Origin of the sequence: Thioalkalivibrio thiocyanodenitrificans ARhD 1 (assembly GCF_000378965.1) — a bacterium.
Lineage (GTDB): Bacteria > Pseudomonadota > Gammaproteobacteria > Ectothiorhodospirales > Ectothiorhodospiraceae > Thioalkalivibrio_A > Thioalkalivibrio_A thiocyanodenitrificans.
The window spans coordinates 593666-613128 of record NZ_KB900536.1; the positions used below are offsets into that span (position 1 = coordinate 593666).

Here is a 19463-nt window from a genome sequence, read left to right on the forward strand (position 1 = left end):
CCGCTGGGGAGCAGCCGGACCTGCGCATCAACTCCATTGCCGTGGCCACGGCCATCATCCGCATCACGCCGCGGCGTCGGGGCGCGGCTCCATGATGCGTTCCCCCTCGTTCCTGAGAAACTCCAGGAACGCGCGGGCCACCACTGACAATCGCTTGCCTCTGGCGTGGCCCACGTACCACTGCCAGGGGATGGGAAACCCTTCCACGTCCAGGATTGCCAGGCGCCCGGATTCTCCGTCGAAACCGAGCGTATGGCGGGAAAGAATCGAGATCCCCAGCCCCGCATCGATGGCCTGCTTGATGGCCTCGTTGCTCCCCAGTTCCATGCGAATCCGCGGACGGATGCCCTGTTCCGCGAAATAATTCTCCGTGGCCATGCGGGTGCCTGATCCGGGTTCGCGCATGACGAAGGAGCATCCCGCCAGGTCCCGGGCGGTCACGCCTCTGCATCCGGCCAGGGGATGCCTGCGGGACGCCACCACCACCAGCGGATTGTCCAGGTAGGGTTCGAAGATCACGTCGTGGCTGTCCGGCGGGTGGCCCATCACGTAAAGGTCGTCGATGTTCTCGGCGAGCCGCTCCAGCAGGCGCTCGCGGTTGGTCACCTTGAGCGCCACCTCCACGCCTGGATGGCGTTCGCAGAAGCGTCCAAGTGCGCGCGGTGCGAAGTACTTGGCCGTGGTCACCACTGCCAGGCGCAGGGTGCCGGTCTTGAGTCCCTTCAGATCGGCAATCTCCATATGCAGATTATTCAGGGCTTCCAGGGCCTCTCGTGCATGTGCATAGACCACCCGACCGGTATCGGTCAGGTGCGTGTGCTTGCCCACATGTTCGAACAGGGGCATGCCGATGCCTTCCTCAAGCTTGCGGACCTGCATGGAGACGGTGGGTTGTGTCAGAAAGAGGGATTCCGCGGCCCGGGTGAAATTCCCCGTGCGCACGATGGCATCGAAGATCTGGAGCTGACGCAGGCTGATGCGCCGCAGCAATTGGGTGGAGGTCATTGCATCCATAGATTCTGATCTATGTTCGTCATTTGAAATATCGAATGTTATTTATAGCGCTTACTTCGCATGCTTGCAGGCGGTGCCATATGCGGACTCTGAGGGGTCCGGATTCCTGCAAATCAACGGAGGAGAGCAAGCGATGGGAACGAGTGAAACCATTACCAACGCAAAGGACCGATACAAGTCCGGAGTTATCCCTTATAAGAAAATGGGTTATTGGGAGCCGGACTACAAACCCAAGGACACCGATGTTATTGCGTTGTTCCGCATCACACCACAGGCCGGCGTCGATCCGGAGGAGGCCGCCGCTGCAGTCGCGGGTGAATCGTCCACCGCCACCTGGACCGTGGTCTGGACCGACCGCCTGACGGCCTGCGAGTTGTACCGTGCCAAGGCCTACCGGGTCGATCCGGTGCCCGGAACCGGCGAGGGTACCAAGATCGATGCCCAGTATTTCGCCTACATTGCCTACGACCTCGACCTGTTCGAACCGGGCTCGATCGCCAATCTCACGGCCTCGATCATCGGCAACGTGTTCGGCTTCAAGGCGGTGAAGGCGCTGCGGCTGGAGGACATGCACATCCCGGTCGCGTACCTCAAGACCTTCCAGGGTCCGGCCACGGGCATCGTGGTCGAGCGGGAGCGCCTGGACAAGTTCGGCCGCCCGCTGCTGGGTGCTACCACCAAGCCCAAGCTCGGCCTGTCCGGTCGCAACTACGGGCGTGTGGTCTACGAGGCCCTCAAGGGCGGCCTCGACTTCGTGAAGGACGACGAAAACATCAACTCGCAGCCCTTCATGCACTGGCGCGACCGCTTCCTTTACTGCATGGAAGCCGTCAACCGCGCCTCCGCCGCGACCGGGGAGGTCAAGGGACATTACCTCAATGTGACGGCCGGCACCATGGAAGAGATGTACGAGCGCGCCGAGTTTGCCAGGGAGCTGGGCAGCGTGATCGTCATGATCGACCTGGTAATCGGTTACACCGCCATCCAGTCCATGGCCAAGTGGGCGCGCAAGAACGACATGATTCTGCACCTGCACCGCGCCGGCAACTCCACCTACTCGCGCCAGAAGAACCACGGCATGAACTTCCGCGTGATCTGCAAGTGGATGCGCATGGCGGGTGTGGACCATATCCATGCCGGCACCGTCGTGGGCAAACTCGAGGGCGATCCGCTCATGATCAGGGGTTTTTACGACACGCTGCGCGAGCCGCACACGCCCGTGAGCCTGGAGCACGGACTGTTCTTTGATCAGGACTGGGCTTCGCTCAACAAGGTCATGCCCGTCGCTTCGGGCGGCATCCACGCGGGACAGATGCATCAGCTCCTGCATTACCTGGGCGAGGACGTCGTGCTCCAGTTCGGCGGCGGCACCATCGGCCACCCCATGGGAATCCAGGCCGGTGCGATTGCCAACCGCGTTGCCCTGGAAGCGATGATCCAGGCACGCAACGAGGGGCGCGACTACCTCAAGGAGGGTCCCCGGATTCTGGAGGAGGCAGCCAAGTGGTGCAGCCCGCTCAAGGCGGCGCTCGATACCTGGAAGGACATCACCTTCAATTACGAGTCCACCGATACGCCGGACTTCGTGCCCACGCCCACCGCCAGCGTGTAAGGGGCCAGAGCATCAAGAGGAGACACCACCATGATGACAAACCACGGAAATCGCGTTACCCAGGGACAGTTTTCCTTTCTGCCCGATCTGACGGACGAGCAGATCACCGCTCAGATCAAGTACGCCCTCAACAACGGCTGGGCGGTAAGCGTGGAGTACACGGACGATCCGCATCCGCGCAATACCTACTGGGAGATGTTCGGCATGCCCATGTTCGATCTGAAGGATCCGGCCGGTATCCTCATGGAGATCAATAACTGCCGCAAGACCTTTCCCAATCACTATGTTCGGGTCACGGCATTCGATTCCTCGAGGGGCTGGGAGACGCCGCGCATGTCCTTCATCGTGAATCGACCCAGGGACGAACCCGGATTCGGCGTGGTCCGTCAGGAAGGGCCGGGGCGCACCATTCGCTACACGGTCCACTCCTACGCCACCGACAAGTCCGAGGGCGGGCGCTACTAAGCAGGTGCCGGCGGGCCGGGTACCCTGATCCCCGGCCCGCCGACCTTCCCGCTGATCCGTACCAAGACACGAACCGCTGTCGCACAAAAAACAGGCACACCGAACCATGAGCGAACCCAACGAGACGCCACCACCGCCCGATGATACGCGCGTCGACCTGAAGGCGGAGTATGACGCCTCGCACATACACGAGGTGCTGGAGAAGCTGGACCGTGAGCTGATCGGACTCAAGCCGGTCAAGACCCGCATTCGAGAGATCGCCGCATTGCTGCTGGTCGAGCGCATGCGCAAGAAGATGGCTCTGACAGCCGATACGCCCACGCTGCACATGTGCTTCACCGGGAACCCCGGCACGGGGAAGACCACCGTGGCCCTGCGCATGGCCGATATCCTGCACAAGCTGGAGTATGTTCGGGAGGGCCACATGGTGCCGGTTACCCGCGACGACCTCGTGGGCCAGTACATCGGGCACACGGCACCCAAGACGAAGGAGATCATCAAGAAGGCCATGGGCGGCGTGCTGTTCATCGACGAGGCGTACTACCTCTACAAGCCCGAAAACGAGCGCGACTACGGACAGGAGTCCATCGAGATCCTGCTTCAGGTGATGGAGAACAACCGGGATGACCTGGTGGTGATCCTGGCGGGCTACAAGGACAAGATGGATCGCTTTTTTCATAGCAATCCGGGCATGCGTTCGCGCATCGCCCACCACGTGGATTTTCCCGACTACCAGCCGGACGAGCTGCTGGCCATCGCCAAACTGATGCTCGCCCAGCAGAACTACCGACTCAGCCCGGACGCGGAGAAGGCCTTCGCGGAGTACATCGTCCGGCGCATGGAGCAGCCCCAGTTTGCCAATGCCCGGTCGATCCGCAACGCACTGGATCGCTGCCGCCTGCGTCAGGCGAACCGGTTGTTTGCCCGCAGCGGCGGATTGCGCAAGGTGGACCTGATGACCATTGAGGCAGAGGACATTCTCGCGAGCCGGGTGTTCTCGGAAACCTGACGGACCGGGCGCGGGGGAGGGCGGTCATGGCAACAGACGGCGAGCACTACACGCCCCTTCGCGTCATGCGCAAATCCATCGCGGCGGAGGACTACAATCGCATTCGCCTCGGTCTGCTCCGTGAACGCCTGCCCTGGGAGATCCGCCTGGAGCGGTTCCACTGCCTGGTCTGCGTCCTCGACGACGGCCAGTGGCTGTGCCTGGATGAGTGCAACAACGGCCTGCCGGTGCTGGCATGGCGCAACTTCAGTACCCGCCGGAGTGCGTCGCTCGACGCCCCGGTGGAATGCGACCTCTACCTCTACCACATCCAGGCGGGTCTGCTGATGGGTAACGTGCTGGAGGCACTGGCACAGGCCGTGGACCGGCATCGAAGGGCAAGGGAACCCCGCAGCGCACCCGTCTCCGCCATCCGCAGCCCCGACGACGCGGACGAGGCACCGCAGTGAGCGCTTGCCCCCGGTAACGCCGGGTGATCTCGTCGCCGTGCCGTATCCGTGCGCAATGCCTCGCGGGCACTGGGCGGCCAGGTCGTGGTGGTGACACAACTGCGGAGTACGCCGAACAGAAGGTCGTACTTGCCCTTTTCGGCGGCGCGGAGGCGGTGGAGAGCGCGCTGGACCGGACCAGATTCCTGAGCATGCCCAATGACGCCGATCCCTTCGATCACAAGATCGAGGTGGTCATACACGGCGATGCCATACCGCATTTCGCCGTGGTGCATTACACTGAGAACAGGGAGCTCATGATCCGGGCACATAGCCTGTCCGTGGGGGACATCGTGGAATACCGGTTGTGCGGGGCTGCGGCCCGGATGCGCGGGTTCGAGGCGTCGGATTTTCACGGGTTCGTGAACGTGGTGCCCATGGCGGACGCCGAGATCGTAGAATTGCAGAAACAGGGGTTTGCGTACATGCAGTGATGGACCCGGACCGCCGGGCTCGCTGATGACCCGCGCCCCAATTGCAGGCCCGACGGCCAGGAACCCGGATACGCATGGCGCCAGCCCACCAGAGACAAAAACACCTATCTCTTGCACTGGGCAGCGGCGGCGCGCGCGGGCTGGCACAGATCGGGGTACTCCACTGGCTGGAGGAAAACCGGGATCTCCGGATCAAGTCCATAGCGGGCTCTTCCATGGGCGCCCTGGTGGGCGGTATCTACGCGGCGGGCAAACTGGATATCTACGAGGAATGGGTCACTGCCCTGACCAAGCGGGATGTATTCCGCCTGCTGGATTTCGCCTACAGCCGGTCCGGCTTGTTCAGTGGGGACCGGCTCATGCAGAAGTTGCGTGACATGCTGGGCGATATCGATATCGAGGATCTGCCCGTTTCCTTCACCGCAGTGGCCACCGATCTGGAACGGGGCAGGGAGGTTTGGCTTAACCAGGGATCGCTTTTCGACGCAATCCGCGCCTCCATCGCCATTCCCACGATATTCACCCCGGTCAATAACGACGGCCGCGTGCTGGTCGACGGTGGCGTGATCAACCCGATCCCCGTGGCCCCGACATTGCGCGACGGTACGGATATCTGCATTGCGGTGACATCGAGCGGGCGCGAGGAGGAAGGGGTCGGACAGTCTGCCGACAGACTGACTGGTGAGGCAACGCCCCCAGAGAGCTATCAGAAAGCGATCGCTGATTTCATCGACGGCGTGCAGGAAAAGCTCGGTATGAAGGAGGGCCCGGAGCCCTCGGTAGACATGTTTGATGTGGTATCCCGCTCCATCGAGGCCATGCAGAACAGCATTGCACGCTTCCGTATGGCCGCCTACAACCCGGAATATCTGATAGAGATCCCGATGAATGCCTGCGGCCTGTTCGATTTCCATCGCGCCCGGGAAATGATCGAACTGGGTTACGAACGGGCGGAGCGTGTGTTGCGGGATAGCTGACGCGTGCGACGGACAGGAATGAACGAGATTTCTCTGAATGAACGGGATCAGGGCGGGGCCGTCGGGCCCATGGACCGACACCGCCTGTCCCGCGAGCCGCCTGCAGGCGGCCCGTGCGTCTGGACCGCCGCCCCGCCCCCCCTGTCCGACCTGTCCCAGCCATGCTGACCACCTCCCACAAGGATCGGGCGAAACGGCTCCTGGCCGACTCGGTCTTTCATTACCGATGCGTCAGATCAAGACAGCGGGCCCACCGGATACGGAAGCAGATCGTCGCGCAACGGGGTTTCTCGCGGGTGGATGCGGGCGTAATGAGAAGTATACGGAACTACTGCCGGTCGGCCTTTGGCAGTGCATCGTTCTGGCCATGGTTGGCCGTGTACACGGAAGTGCGGGGGGAGTTCGTCCGGGGCTGGATTCCCATCGAACTGCTGGTGCACCGGCTGTTCCCACGCGCAAACCCGGTCGACATTGCCCATGTAAGCCTCTACAAGACTTTGGACTACCGCCTGCTCGGAGACCTGTGCGTTCGGCCGGTCCTGATCTTCGTCGGTCAGTGTGTGTACGATGCGGACTACAGGCGCATCGGCATCGAGCAGGCCCGGGAAATCCTCAAGGCCCAGGAGGGAGAGGTCGTAATCAAGCGCGACGGAGGGTCCGGTGGCGATGACATCGATTTCGTGCATGCTCGGGAACTGGTTCCCGAGCGCTATCTGGGCAGGGGCAACTGGGTAGTCCAGCCGGTGGTGCAACAACATGACAACCTTGCAGCGATCTACCCGGACTCGGTCAATACCCTTAGAATCCTGACCGCCATCGATGGCCGCTCGGAAGTCAGGGTCCTGTTCCAGTTCATGCGGTTCGGGATCAACGGGTCGCGGGTGGACAACACCGCGAAAGGAGGGCGCTTCCTGTACCTGGACGCCGAGGGCCGTGCGGTGACCGGCGCGGTCAGTGATCTGGGCATCGAGTTCGAGCATCATCACCCGAACACGGGATATCCTTATCGCAGCATCGTGGTGCCGCAAGTGGCGCAGGCACGGAAGATGTGCGTAGCTGCGCATCATCGTTTTCCCTACGCGGGAATCGTGGGGTGGGATGTATTCATTGGGCCCGACGGCAGTCCCCGCTTGCTGGAGTGGAACGCGAGGCTACCCTACTACTGGATGAACGAGCCCTACATGGGGCCCTTGTGGGATGTAGACGATCCACGATTGCAGGCGCCATCATCTGGGGATCTGCGTGGCATTTTTGGCTGACAGGGCTTTGCCGAAAGGTGGGCCCGGTGACAGAGACCTGCGCCGGTTCTCGGCGTCCATTAAGCCCGGGGTTCGAATCCGTGCCCGGCTCCTGTCGGAGGTGCAATGAGCCGTATAACGGCGCAAGCAGTTCACTGGCTGTTCCGGCTGCGTGAGATCCGCATGCGCCGGGCCTTCAACCGGAGGGGTCATCGTCTCGCCCGCCGTCTGGGACTCCAGGCTCACGCACCAGACCGCAGCGGCATGGCCGAGCACGAGGCTGTCTGGTCCCCGGTGGCAAGGCGCGTTGACCCCGTTTGGTATCGCATTTACGGCCATGTGTTCGGCCGGGGCGACATACGTTTCATTCCGCTGGACGTCTACTACGTGCTTGTGGAGCCGGTCCTGAACAATGCGCGATTCTCGCTCGCATTCGGCGACAAGAATGGGTACGACCTCTGTCACGGAGATCTCCGCAAGCCCCGGGATTTCATTCGCCATATCGAGGGGAGCTACTACGATCGCTCCTACCGGAGGATTCCGGAGGATGCGTTGCAGGCGTCTTTTCTGCCCGAGGGGCTGATCGATGCCGACACGGGCACGGTGCTGGTGAAACCTGCGATCGACACCCGGCAGGGACAGTGGATCCGCAAGCTGTGGTTCCGGGATGGGATGCTGCATGACGCTACGGGCTGCGTGGTGACATTGGCGACCCTCGCGCGCGATTACCGGCGGGATTTTCTCGTGCAGGAATGTATCCGGCAACACGCCTGTACGGCCCGCTTCAATGACTCGTCGGTCAACAGCCTGCGCGTGTATACATATCGGTCGGTCGATGATGACACGGTCATTCCCCTGCATGTACTCCAGAAGGTCGGCGTGGCGGGCCACCTGGTCGACCAGGGGCTGCGGATCGGCGTCCGACCGTCGGGGCACTACAACCCCTTTTGCACCGATGAGAACGGGACCCGCTACGATGCGGTGAACGGCATGGCCCTTGGAGCGATCGAACCCTTTCCGTTTATGGATGAACTGAGAAAACAGGCGGTTGAAGTAGCAGAACGTTTTATCCACCAGCGGGTTCTTGGTCTGGACTTCGCGGTGCGTGAGGATGGGGAGATCCTCCTGCTCGAGGCCAATACGCGCTTCATCGGTCTCGATAATCTGCAGTTTCACCACGGACCGCTGTTCGGGGAGTTTACGCAGGAGGTGATCGATTTCTGCCGCAGCGCTCCCAGGACTGAGCTGTTAAGCACCATTCTTCGTTGATCCCGATTCCTTCGAGGCATCCGGGACAGATTCGAGATGAAGGAACGGAAAGGTACTGTGCTCCCGGCTCGGACAGGCCCATCGTTTCCGGCAATGATCTCAGGTGGTCATCCGGACCTGTACGAAGCCGCGTTTGGGCAACCGCGCGCACACGGCCGCTGCGACGATCAGAATGACGCCGGACGAGCCGAAGGCGACCCAGTGGGTACCGAAGGTCTCATAGCCCCAACCCCCCAGCCAGGAACTGATCATGGCGCCGATCTGGTGCCCCAGGAATGTCCAGCCGTAGAGCAGGCCGACAATATGTGACGATGCGGGACGTTGTCGATATCGGTGATGGATCCGGGGAAGAGAAAACCCTGCCCGCGATCAGCGATCCGGCCTCCTGCCCGGTCTGATGCGCATCATCCGCTCCCGCCTGGTGGCGGGACAAAGCCGCGATGGTCATTCCTGCCCATACGCAATTCCTGCGTCCTTTCCTGCACTGATCGTCATCCTTGCTTCGCGTCACCGGCCGCATGCTCGCTCCGCCACCCGGCCAGGCAGTCGTAGAGATCCCTGAATTCCGGCAACAGGCACACCCCCTTGATTGGCTTGCGGATCGGCTTGATGCCGTGACCGCCGGCCCACAGCGCCTGTTGTACGGGCAGGGCCCGACGCAGGTCGCGCATACCCTGTGCGGCGAGTGCCGGTGCGTACGCGGTGCTGAATGACAGGCACACGGCATCGATCTGCTTGGCTCGCGCGGCACGCACGATCTCGTCGATCGGTGTCTGCGGGCCGAGCAGGACCGGGTAGGCGTTCTCCATCGTCAGCAGCGCCTCGACCATGAGCAAGCCCAGCGTGTGTTCCTCGCCCGACAGCGTGGTGAGCAGGACCCGCGGACTGCCCCTGTGCGGTCCCATTCTGGCAAGGGTGGCACGGAACAGCTGTTCAAGTTGTTGGGAGAACAGGTGCTCCTCGAATACGCCGATCTCGTTGCGTGACCATGCGTCACCCACACGCGTGATGAGCGGTGCCACGATGTCCTGGACAAACGGTGCGAGCCCGCGCCTCGCCATCTCCCGGTGAAACTGCCCCTGCAGGACCTCGCTGTCATGGTCCTTGATCAGTTGCAGCCAGCTGTCGATTTGCGCCGTTTCTGGCGTGGCAAGGGGGGCCGCGCCCGTACCGTCGAGGGCGAGCAACGCTGTTTCGTCGAGGGCGAGCAGCTTGCCGGGACGGTGGCCGCGGTCCATCAGACGCTTGATCTGCACCAGGCGCCGGACCTGTGCCGGGGAATAGAGGCGCTCGCCCCGGGCGTCGCGCTCTGGTGTCGGGAATCCGTAACGGCGTTCCCACACCCGAAGTGTGTCCTTGGAGAGGCCGGTTTCACGCTCGACCGAAGCGATGGGCAGGTTGGGTGTGTTTTGCATTTGTCCTAGACAACCACTTGACATGATGGAGCGGATACCCTAGTTTAGCACTATGTCCATGTGTTGCCCAAGACAAACTCCTATTCTGTCTATGAGCATGCTGGTCATGGCCGGGCTGTTGTTCGCAGTCCCGGCGAAGGCACCAGCGGTGACGCCTGCCTTGAACCGGGCAGAAAACGCCGGCATCCCCGAGGGGATACCGGCCGAGTATCTGTTTTACCACAGGGCGTTCGTTCCGCAGGTGCTGATGTTTGAGAGGCCGCCGGAAGGCCGTTGCGGTATTACGCCGCGCGGTGGCCCGGATTCCGGTCTCACCGTGTCCCGTCCCCCACCCGCCCGGACCGCCCCGGCGGCCCCGGGCCCTGAATCCGACTCAGGAGTATCCCGATGAACAAGCCTTTGTGGATTGCCGGCGCCGTACTCGCGTCCGTCTGGCTGGCCGGCTGCAACAGCAGTTCGTCCAGTGATCGTGCCGATGCTTCTCCCCCGCAGCTGCGGGTACTGCACGCCTCGCCGGACGCCCCCAATGTCAATGTGCGCGTCAACGGCAGCACCGTGCTCGAAGATGTGCCGTACAAGACGGGCTCCGGCTACCTGGCACTCGAAACCGCAGCCATTGAAGTCGCGGTGGATGCACGCCTGCCGGGCGGCACCACCGCGACCGTCATCGGTCCGGTGCAGCTGGATGTGAGCGCGGACGCGCCAGCCACGGTGGTCGCATTCGGGCCGGTGGCGGATCTGGGGCCGCTGGTGGTGACCGCTTCCGGTGACCCGGTGGAACCCGGCCAGGCCAGGGTCCAGGTGCTCCATGCCGCGGCCGACGCGCCGGACGTGGATGTTTACGTGGTGGAACCCGGCACCGGCGATCCGCTCGGACTGGCGCCGCTCGGCGGTTTTGCCGCGGGTGAGATCCTCGGTCCGGTCAGTGTTCCGGCCGGGGAGTACCGCATTCTGGTGACGCCGGCAGGCAGTGCGGCTCCCGTGGTCTTCGACTCGGGGCCGATCAGTCTGGCGGACGGCGCGGACCTGCTGCTCGCGGCCGTATCCAATACCGGGCCGGGTGCCGCCCCGATCAGCCTGGTCGGACTGGATGGTACCGGGTCGTTCGAGATCCTCGACACCGGCACCCCTGCCAGCCTGCGCGTGGTGCATGCCTCGCCGGATGCACCCGCGGTGGATGTGGTGGTCAACAACCAGTTCGCCAGTCCGTTGGTTGCCGGTCTCGCTTTCCCCGGTGCCACCGGTTATCTCGATCCGGCGCCGGGCGACTACAACGTGAAAGTGGGTCCCACCGGCCAGGTCGCCGCTGTCACCGTGATCGACGCCGATCTGTCACTGGCCGCCGGACAGAGCTATACCGTGATCGCCGCCGGTCCGCTCGCTGCCATTGAACCGCTGGTGCTCACCGATGACCGCCGCGCCATTGCCACGGAAGCCCGTGTCCGCCTGGTGCACGGCTCGCCCTCGGCCGGCCCCGTCGACATCTACGTCACCGCCCCGGGGACCGATCTGGCCGGCGCTGATCCCGCCTTCGCGGATGTGCCGTTCAAGGCCGAGACCGGCTACGTGGCGCTGACCGCGGGCGACTACGAGATCTCGGTCACCCCGGCAGGCGACAAGACGGTCGCGATCGGCCCGGTCACGGTTTCGCTTGAGGCCGGACACATCTACGGTGCGATCGCCCGTGACGCCGCCGGTGGCGGGGGGCCGCTGGGCCTGATCCTGCTCGACGGTTTCGCGCCGTAACCCCCCGGTCATCCTCGCGGCGGTGCACCGCCCACCGATTCTGTCGAGCCCGGCCTTGTGTCGGGCTCGACGGTTCCGGCTGATCCAGCGCGGCTTCGGTTCACGATATGGTGTCGGTCGGTGGATCCGGGGCTTCGACGGGGCCAAGGCCGAATTCTTGCGAGGGCGCCGCGATGACTGTCGCTTGTGGTGGCCGGGTTGGCGGGTGTTGTTCCGTTGGTGAAGGGGAAAGGGCTGGTGTCCGGAGCATGATTCGGTGGGCAGGGGCTGCTCATTGCCCCGTTCTCTACTGTTCCGGTCCGGAAAGGATCTGTGCATACGCTCCGGACACGCCCATCGTTTCCGTCAGTGATTTCAGGTGGCCATCCGGACCTGGACGAAGCCGCGTTTGGGCAACCGCGCGCACACGGCCGCTGCGACGATCAGAATGACGCCGGACGAACCGAAGGCGACCCAGTGGGTGCCAAAGGTTTCGTAGCCCCAGCCCCCCAGCCAGGAACTGATCATGGCGCCGATCTGGTGCCCCAGGAATGTCCAGCCGTAGAGCAGGCCGACGATGCGGACCCCGTACACGTCGGCCAGGATGGCCGAGGACAGCGCGATGCTGCCCGCCCAGACGATCCCGCCGATGGCCGCCACCAGGTATAACTCCCACACCGCCGCCACCAGCAGAAGGCCAAAGAAACCCAGCCCGCGGATGAGATAGATCATGGCGAGCAGGTCTTTTCGCTGGAGGATATCCGAGAGACGGCCAAGCACCAGGGTGCTGGGGATGGCCACCAGTCCGATCAGGCCGATGCCGTAGGCGGCGGTCATCGGATCGAAGCCGTGGTCCACCAGCATGGGCACACCGTGGGCGCCGAGCAGGTTCATGCTGTAACCGCAGGCGAACAGACCGATGGCCACCTGCCAGAAGGGTCGCGTGCGCACCGCTTCACGCCATGTGAGGTCGTAGACCTCGATCGGCGGCGGGACCGGTCTTGCCGGCCGGCCCTCGCCGTGCGCCTGTTCCGGTAACAGGTCCGTATGCTCGGGCGCCTGATCACGGATGACCAGAAAGGTGATGGGCACGACCAGTACCACGAACAGCACGGAGAAACCGAGCAGGGTGTTCTGCCAGCCCACGTGCTGAATGAACCAGGACAGCGCCGGGGTGAGGATGGCGATGCCGACCATGGCACCGGTGGACAGAAAGAAAAGTGCCATGCCGCGTCTGCGGGTGAACCACCGGCTGATGACCGGCGTGAGTGCAACCGGACTGGTGAAGGAGAATCCCAGCGACATCAGCACGCCATAGGCCAGAAAGAAGGTGAAGGGATGCCGGGCGGTGACGGTCCAGATGATGGACGCAACCACGATCACCGTGCCCAGCAACAGCACGAACCGGGTGCCCCGGGTACCCGCCAGATGACCCGCAATGGGCATGCCCAGCCCATAGCAGAGCATGCCGATGGCCACGATCCCGGCCAGCATGCTGCGGCTCATCTGCAGATCCTCGGCCATGGGGATGAAGAACGGGCCGATGCCCATGCGCATCCCTACGGTCAGCAGGGTGATGAGGGTGGCGGCTGCAACGATGTTCCAGCCGAAATACCAGTTCCCGGGGATGGTTCCTTGCATGTCCTGGCTCTCGGTCAACAAACAGCGGGATCGGGTCCCGCGCCTGAACCCCGGATTTGCGGAGGAGCGGCACAACGCAGGACCCGATTCCGGGCACAGCGGGGGATTATGCCAAGTTCAAGGGGAAATGAGGACCGTCCGTGGGGCGCAAGGAGACCTTGGCGTCAGGCCCCGTCCGAAGCGCGTTCAGACAATGCCGTGCCGTCGAAGTGCACGGCATGAAGCCACACACGGGAGGGGGGTTCCCGCCACGACACCCGTTGCGTCCGGATCCTGTCCACCGGCCCCGGGTTCACTGCAGATATCGTTGAACGATCGCATCCACCGTGCCGTCGGCCAGCAGCGCGTCCAGCGCGTCCTGCAGCCGGGCAATCAGCGCGGGATCCGTGTCCCTGTGACAGGCATAGCCCATGTGACCTTCCCGCAGGGTGAGCACGGGTTCATAGAGGCTGGCGTCGATGCCTTCCTGTGCCATAACCCAACTGGCGGTGACGTGGTTGTAGGAGATGGCGTCGAAGCGCGCCCCCTGGAGCATGCGCATGAGAATGCGGGCCGAATCGGTGCGCACGACGGTTCCCTCGAAGCCTTTCTCCATGAGGGACTGTTCACCGATGTCGTCGCGCACCACGCCGATCCGGTAAGGGGTGAGCCCCTCCATGCCGTCCACATTCAGGCCCTGGCCCCTGGCCGCGATAATGCTCACGTTCGAGTCGATCAGCGGTTCGACGAACACGAACAGATCCCGGCGCGCGTCGGTCACGGTGGCAGCGAACAGGCAGGTACCGGGCTGTTCCTGGGCAATGCGATAACCCCGCGCCCAGGGCAGGACCTGGATGTCGGCGGGTGTACGGGCGACCCCCAAGCGTTCCCAGACCTTCACCAGGACGTCCACGGCGATGCCGGTGGCGACGCCATCCTCGGAGTAGTTGTAGGGCGCGAATTCCTCGGTGATCCAGTGCAGCCCGTTCAGGGCCTGGGTCTGGCCCGCGGCGAATCCGGTTGTCATCAGCACGAGACCCGCCAGCCAGCGGTTGATCAGGCGCGGCGCGGCGCGGTGTGCTGTGTGCATGGTGTTTCCCCCGAAAGTGACGGTGAACGGGTTTCTGGTCCGCCATGACAAATCCTTGCGGACGTCATGGGGTCTCCCGGAAAGATTATGCCAAGGAGACGCAGGCAAGGGGACTGTTTTCGCGGCGAGGGGCAGGTGCAGGCAATGGGCATCGATGCCACGCGGACCCGGGAGAGCGGCCCGGCGCATGCGTTCCCGGCTCCCCGGTCAGCGCCGGATCACTGCAGATAGCCCTGGATAATGGCATCCACCGTGCCGTCCTCGATCAACGCGTCCAGTGCTGCCTGGAGTTGCGCAATCAACGCGGCATCGATGTCCCTGTGACAGGCGTAGCCCATGTGGCCTTCCTGCAGGGTGAGTACAGGCTCGTAGAGTTCCGGATCAATGCCCTCCTGAAGCATCGTCCAGTCCGCCACCCGGATGTTGTACGCGGCACCGTCAAAGCGCTGGCCCTGGAGCATCCGCATGAGGATACGGGCCGAATCCGTGCGCACGTAAATGCCGGAGAACCCGCCTTCCTGAAGCAACTGGTCGCCGATATCTTCACGCACCACACCGATGCTGTAGGGTTCGAGATCCCGCACGCTGTCTGCCTTGAGGTTGTGTGAGCGGGCGGCGATCACACTGACGTTGGCGTCGAGGATCGGCTCGATGAACTGAAACTGCTCCCGGCGCGTGTCGGTCACGGTGGTGGAGAAGAGGCAGGTGTCCGGCTGATCCAGCGCCATCCGGTAGCCCCGTGCCCAGGGCAGGCTCTGTATGTCCGCCGCGGTCTTGTCCACGCCCAGACGCTCCCACATCCTGACAAGGATATCCACGGCGAGCCCGGTGACGACACCATCCTGCGTGAAGTTGTAGGGAGCGTATTCTTCCGTGATCCAGCGCAGCTCGTTGAGGTCACGGGGTGCGGACTGGGCCTGGGCATGCGCGGCCACGAGACCGGCGACAAGCAGGGCAAGACCCGCCATGCATCGGCTGAACAGGTATGAGTTGCGGGCACTGCCTGGGCGCATGATCGTTCTCTCCCCGGGTGTCAACGGTCAAGACTCATTTCTGCTTGAGAATGACCAGTGTCAGGTCGTCGTACAGGGTTTGGGTGCCGATGTGGCGTTTCACATCGTTGATGATGGAATCCTTGATGGCCTCGGCCGATTCATCGCGATGGGTCGCGATGATTTCCCTGAAGCGTTCGTCGCCGTAGAGACGATGGTCCTCGTCCGCGGCCTCGGTGATGCCGTCGGTGTACAGCACCACCACATCGCCCGGATGCAGGTCCACGTCGATCTGCGCAACGAAATGCGCCATTTCCTCCACCAGGCCGATGGGGAAACCGAGGTCGTCGGTGTCCACCACCTCCATGCGTCCGTCCCGGCGCGCGATGATCACGGATTCGTGCTGGCCGCTGATGCGCAGGTGGCCCGTTGTGCCGGGACGATCCGGATCGCTCACATGCCGGTAATCCAGCAGGGCGAGGGTCAGGTTCTTGCCGCAGCCCATGCGCTGCACGTTGTTGTAGATGGTGGTGTTGAGCACGTCCATGACCCGCACCATGTCCTGCTCACGGCTGGTGAGCAGGGTGCGCACTGCGCTCTGGGTCATGAGCATGACCACGCCGCTCTCCAGGCCGTGACCGGTGACGTCGCCGATGCCGATGCGCACGCCTCCGTCATGACTCAGGATGTCGTAGTAATCCCCCCCCACTTCGTGGGCAGCCTCCATGTGCGTGGCGATATCCAGGCTCTCGATGGCGTCCAGTTCGGCGCGCGAAGGAAGCAGGATCTGCTGGATGCGTCGGGAGACGTCCAGTTCCGCGCCCAGGCGGGTGTTTTCGTCTCGGGCGCGGTCGCGCTGCTCCAGTCCCTGCTGGAAGGCTTGCATGAGATTGTCGAGACTCTGCACGATCTGGCCCAGTTCATCGCGCTCATGGCGCGGGAAACGCGGCCGCGGCCAATCCCCGGGCCGGGCCGGATCGATGCGGGTGATGGCGGTGTGAAGTCCAAGCAGGGGACGCGTGATCATGAAGTAGAAGATCAGTACCACCAGCGCCGAGATCACCAGCGCCTTGACCAGTCCCACCGAAAAGATCACCAGCCCGCGTTCAGTGAAGCGCGCCGCGATCTCGCCGGCAGCCAGCCGAACCTCCAGCGCCCCCACGTGCTGGGCCGCTGCCTCCACCGGACCATGGTGCAGCTCGGTGGTGTATTCGGTGATATCTCCGAACAGCGTCCCGACCAGGGCGCTGGCGGGCGCGACGTCCTCCCGGTCCCGGCGCACGATGGTCCCGCCGAAGTTGTCGCGGATCACCACCGACTCCATCTCCCGGTGGGCGAACAGGCCGTCGACAACCTGTGTCGCGAGATCGTCATTGAACTGGAAGGCGGCCTCGGCGGCGGAGCCGCGCACCAGTTCCAGGCTCCGCCAGGTATGCTCCTGGATCTCCCCGCGCATGGAACGCCAGTCGGCGCCGAGCTCCACGGCACCGCCCAGCAGCCCGAGGAATGCAACAATGAGCAAAGTGACGGCAGCCTGACGGAAGGTCAGGCTGGCTGTGAACGGAATGGATCTGTCGCCCTTTTCGGTGCCCGTCCGCGGTTGAGTCACAAGGAATCCTTGATCGCTGTCACTCGAAAGTCAGTTCAAGCGCCGGCATGAGCCGTTTCAGGTTCTTGAGCGACTTGCCTTGCCATGCGATGGCCTCGGAGCCGCGAATGGCCAGCGCGCAATGCTGGCGATTGCGGGCGCTGATCACGAACTTGGACAGGGTCGCGATACCGGAACTGTTGAGGAATTCCAGTTCGGTAAGGTCGATGGTCAGTTCCGTACGGTCATCCAGTGCGTCTTCCAGCAGTTGGGAGAGCGGGGCGTACTCGGCCAGTCCTCCCAGGCGCAAGGCGCCGATCAACCGAACACTGTCGGTCTCGGCATCCAGTTCGACTTTGTAACCCTCTCCGGAAAGAGACTGCATCAGATCTTGCTCCGTCAAATTTCCAGGATCACCTGGGTGGTGACCCGAAAGCCGTTATCGGCGATAGGCTCGAAGCGCCAGGCCAGCTCCGCCCCGTAATCATTGATCATGGTCAGATACCCCAGCCCCGCGCTGCCTTCGGAGGCCGCACCCTGTTCAAGCTGCTGCACAAACAACTCGCCCGGGTCCGAGGAGCCGAGCCGCTCGACGAACGCGCGAAATGCCTCCGTGGCCTCACGGCCGGTGCAATTGACCTGCTGGAATATGATCTCCTTCTGTTGGAGACACAGCCGCATGGTGATCGGCTCGGGCAGGGAATCGTCGTGAAACTTCATCGCGTTCTCCAGGAGTTCGTTGGCGATAAAGCTCACGGCACCCCGGATCTCGCTCTGACGCTTTCGGGTAGCGGGATCATTCTCATCCAGAGGGAAAAAGGTGGTGACGTAGTCACCCAGAAAGTCGGCGGAAAGTCCGTTGTTGCGCCATCGCTGCTTGAGCGGCACCGATCCGGGCCAGAATGACAGGTCAAGTGACTCGGTGTTCCGATCGAACCGGATCTCCCTGATCTCCCCCTGATTCCCGTTCATGAAGATTCTCCGACTCTGGATGATGTGTGCTGTTGACGATGCAATTTCGACCCTTCTGCTTGGCCAGATACAGGCGCCGGTCCACCTCGGCGAACAGCGTGCCTTCGTCGTCATTTTCCGGGATTATGGCCGCCACCCCCATACTCAGCGTAATCCGGCCCAGGGGGGAATCCTCATGCCGATGATTCAACTCGGCGAGCCTCCTCTGGATACTGAATGCGACCTGCAGGGCGCCGCCTTCGTCAGTGTTCGGTAGAAGCAGGATGAACTCCTCTCCACCGTAGCGGGCGACCAGATCGCCTTCACGATGCAGCAGGTCCTTGAGCAACTCCGATAGCTGTTTCAGGCATTCATCGCCCGCCTGGTGGCCATAGCGGTCATTGTAGGGCTTGAAGTTGTCCACGTCGCACAGCAACATCGCGAGCCACTGACTCTGGCGCCGGGCCCGCGCCCATTCACGTTCCATCGCCTCGTCCAGCATGCGCCGATTGGCCAGCCCGGTCAGCGGATCATGCCTGGCGGCGCTCTCCGATTCGATATAGCGCTGTAACCAGTGCAGGTCGATCTGGTCCGCGTGTTCGGTGATGGTCTGCAGAACCAGTTCCAGATCGCGGCTCTTCTGGGTAATGGTGGTCACCAGATCGCGCAGTTGTTTCTCAATCAGCCGCCGCTCCCGCACTTCCCCCTGGAGCTGCCGGTTGGCCGTTTCGAGTTGGGATTCAATGGCATCGCCGTGTTCAACGGCGGTGGTCAGCGCAATCTCCAGGTCGTCCCGTTCCTGGCGCAAACGATCCACCGTCTCGCTCAGATCGGCCAACGTCTGCTCGATATCAAGCACCTGGATGTAGGGCGTCTTGCCTGGCATGAGTTCGCCGATGCTCCGTCAACCACCGCCCGCAGCGGTAAGCCATTGAATCCAAGAGGTGATTGCTCCCACCCCGTCCGGAGAGGGTATCCCCAGTACGCTTGGATTGTCCACAAGAGGTCATCGCCACGCAAGCCGGACCCGGACGAACGGTGGTGATCCAGGCCATGGGGCCCGTGGCAACCGCCGGGGATCGATGCCCACGGCCGCAAAGCGGCCGGGCCGTATGGGATCAAGGGGGGAAAGGCAGTACCAGCTTGGTACGTGCCACCGCGAGCATATAGAGGAATACACCGATGGCGGTGAACCAGACAATGGCCCTGGTCCCCGGGGACCGGGCAAGGCGGAATGCCGCCATACCCAGCAGAATGTAACAGACCAGCGCGATGAGCTTGGCAACGAGCCAGGGTTGCAGGTACTCGTGCATTCGCCAGAACCAGGCAAGCCAAAATCCCGTCAACAGCAGCACAGTGTCCACCACATGCGGAGCAATTCGGACGAACGGTCGTCTCACCAGCGGAGAATGACGCAGATGGAGAAGGCCCCGCAGCACGAAGCCGGCCAGGGACAGAAACGCCAGCGACATGTGAAGATGTTTGATGGTCAGGTACATGAGCGGTCGCGACCCGTCTCGATGCCGCGGCGGGCGAACGATAGTCGGGGTGCCGCGTCAGGGGAGGTGAGGCCCGT

The 19463-nt window shown here is 63.1% G+C and carries 20 protein-coding genes; 9 read left to right on the forward strand and 11 right to left on the reverse strand.

The window, feature by feature from the left end; all coding sequences use genetic code 11:
• Nucleotides 1–63: 63 nt before the first annotated feature.
• On the reverse strand, nucleotides 64–1005 hold the full coding sequence (locus THITHI_RS0102735) for a LysR family transcriptional regulator (protein ID WP_156820454.1): 942 nt from the start codon (nucleotides 1003–1005) through the stop codon (nucleotides 64–66).
• Between the two features lie 142 nt (nucleotides 1006–1147).
• On the opposite strand from THITHI_RS0102735, the gene THITHI_RS0102740 reads away from it, so the two are divergent.
• From THITHI_RS0102740 to THITHI_RS0102775, 8 genes are all read left to right on the forward strand, one after another.
• Nucleotides 1148–2626, forward strand: a complete 1479-nt coding sequence (locus tag THITHI_RS0102740) for a ribulose-bisphosphate carboxylase large subunit (protein ID WP_026186007.1) — start codon at nucleotides 1148–1150, stop codon at nucleotides 2624–2626.
• A gap of 30 nt (nucleotides 2627–2656) precedes the next feature.
• Nucleotides 2657–3091 (forward strand): ribulose bisphosphate carboxylase small subunit, encoded by a 435-nt coding sequence (locus tag THITHI_RS0102745; protein WP_018231542.1) that lies wholly within the window; start codon nucleotides 2657–2659, stop codon nucleotides 3089–3091.
• Between the two features lie 106 nt (nucleotides 3092–3197).
• Entirely contained in the window at nucleotides 3198–4100 is a 903-nt protein-coding gene (gene cbbX / locus THITHI_RS0102750) for a CbbX protein (RefSeq protein WP_018231543.1), read from the forward strand.
• 26 nt (nucleotides 4101–4126) lie between these two features.
• Nucleotides 4127–4549: a hypothetical protein gene (locus THITHI_RS18335; RefSeq protein ID WP_018231544.1), complete on the forward strand. Its 423-nt coding sequence runs from the start codon at nucleotides 4127–4129 to the stop codon at nucleotides 4547–4549.
• 191 nt (nucleotides 4550–4740) lie between these two features.
• A complete protein-coding gene (locus THITHI_RS20960) occupies nucleotides 4741–5022 on the forward strand; it encodes a DsrE family protein (protein ID WP_232199376.1) in 282 nt (93 codons plus the stop codon).
• A 74-nt stretch (nucleotides 5023–5096) separates the two neighbouring features.
• On the forward strand, nucleotides 5097–5999 hold the full coding sequence (locus tag THITHI_RS0102765; protein WP_018231546.1) for a patatin-like phospholipase family protein: 903 nt from the start codon (nucleotides 5097–5099) through the stop codon (nucleotides 5997–5999).
• A 311-nt stretch (nucleotides 6000–6310) separates the two neighbouring features.
• Complete coding sequence (locus THITHI_RS0102770) at nucleotides 6311–7258, forward strand: sugar-transfer associated ATP-grasp domain-containing protein (protein WP_232199377.1); 948 nt, start codon at nucleotides 6311–6313, stop codon at nucleotides 7256–7258.
• A gap of 105 nt (nucleotides 7259–7363) precedes the next feature.
• Complete coding sequence (locus THITHI_RS0102775; RefSeq protein ID WP_156820455.1) at nucleotides 7364–8506, forward strand: sugar-transfer associated ATP-grasp domain-containing protein; 1143 nt, start codon at nucleotides 7364–7366, stop codon at nucleotides 8504–8506.
• A gap of 99 nt (nucleotides 8507–8605) precedes the next feature.
• On the opposite strand, the gene THITHI_RS20065 is transcribed toward THITHI_RS0102775, so the two are convergent.
• Both THITHI_RS20065 and THITHI_RS18345 read right to left on the reverse strand, forming a co-directional pair.
• Nucleotides 8606–8758, reverse strand: coding sequence for a hypothetical protein (locus tag THITHI_RS20065; protein ID WP_018231549.1), 153 nt, complete (start codon nucleotides 8756–8758; stop codon nucleotides 8606–8608).
• A 239-nt stretch (nucleotides 8759–8997) separates the two neighbouring features.
• Nucleotides 8998–9921 (reverse strand): MerR family transcriptional regulator, encoded by a 924-nt coding sequence (locus tag THITHI_RS18345; protein WP_018231550.1) that lies wholly within the window; start codon nucleotides 9919–9921, stop codon nucleotides 8998–9000.
• A gap of 387 nt (nucleotides 9922–10308) precedes the next feature.
• Here THITHI_RS18345 and THITHI_RS0102790 point away from each other — a divergent pair, with 387 nt between their 5' ends.
• A complete protein-coding gene (locus THITHI_RS0102790) occupies nucleotides 10309–11667 on the forward strand; it encodes a DUF4397 domain-containing protein (protein WP_018231551.1) in 1359 nt (452 codons plus the stop codon).
• Between the two features lie 354 nt (nucleotides 11668–12021).
• On the opposite strand, the gene THITHI_RS0102795 is transcribed toward THITHI_RS0102790, so the two are convergent.
• The 8 genes from THITHI_RS0102795 to THITHI_RS0102830 form a co-directional block, all read right to left on the reverse strand.
• On the reverse strand, nucleotides 12022–13287 hold the full coding sequence (locus THITHI_RS0102795; RefSeq protein ID WP_018231552.1) for an MFS transporter: 1266 nt from the start codon (nucleotides 13285–13287) through the stop codon (nucleotides 12022–12024).
• Nucleotides 13288–13579: 292 nt separating this feature from the next.
• Nucleotides 13580–14356: a substrate-binding periplasmic protein gene (locus THITHI_RS0102800; RefSeq protein ID WP_018231553.1), complete on the reverse strand. Its 777-nt coding sequence runs from the start codon at nucleotides 14354–14356 to the stop codon at nucleotides 13580–13582.
• 218 nt (nucleotides 14357–14574) lie between these two features.
• Nucleotides 14575–15369 carry a substrate-binding periplasmic protein gene (locus THITHI_RS0102805; protein ID WP_018231554.1) on the reverse strand — a complete coding sequence of 265 codons (795 nt, stop codon included), beginning with the start codon at nucleotides 15367–15369 and terminating at the stop codon, nucleotides 14575–14577.
• A gap of 34 nt (nucleotides 15370–15403) precedes the next feature.
• Nucleotides 15404–16957 (reverse strand): PP2C family protein-serine/threonine phosphatase, encoded by a 1554-nt coding sequence (locus tag THITHI_RS0102810; protein WP_018231555.1) that lies wholly within the window; start codon nucleotides 16955–16957, stop codon nucleotides 15404–15406.
• A gap of 19 nt (nucleotides 16958–16976) precedes the next feature.
• Nucleotides 16977–17321: a slr1659 superfamily regulator gene (locus THITHI_RS0102815; protein ID WP_018231556.1), complete on the reverse strand. Its 345-nt coding sequence runs from the start codon at nucleotides 17319–17321 to the stop codon at nucleotides 16977–16979.
• A 14-nt stretch (nucleotides 17322–17335) separates the two neighbouring features.
• Entirely contained in the window at nucleotides 17336–17908 is a 573-nt protein-coding gene (locus tag THITHI_RS0102820; protein WP_018231557.1) for a slr1658 superfamily regulator, read from the reverse strand.
• Nucleotides 17847–18773 (reverse strand): GGDEF domain-containing protein, encoded by a 927-nt coding sequence (locus THITHI_RS0102825; RefSeq protein ID WP_018231558.1) that lies wholly within the window; start codon nucleotides 18771–18773, stop codon nucleotides 17847–17849. Before THITHI_RS0102825 ends, THITHI_RS0102820 begins: the two co-directional genes overlap by 62 nt.
• A 232-nt stretch (nucleotides 18774–19005) precedes the next feature.
• Nucleotides 19006–19386: a SirB2 family protein gene (locus THITHI_RS0102830; RefSeq protein ID WP_018231559.1), complete on the reverse strand. Its 381-nt coding sequence runs from the start codon at nucleotides 19384–19386 to the stop codon at nucleotides 19006–19008.
• Nucleotides 19387–19463: the final 77 nt, after the last annotated feature.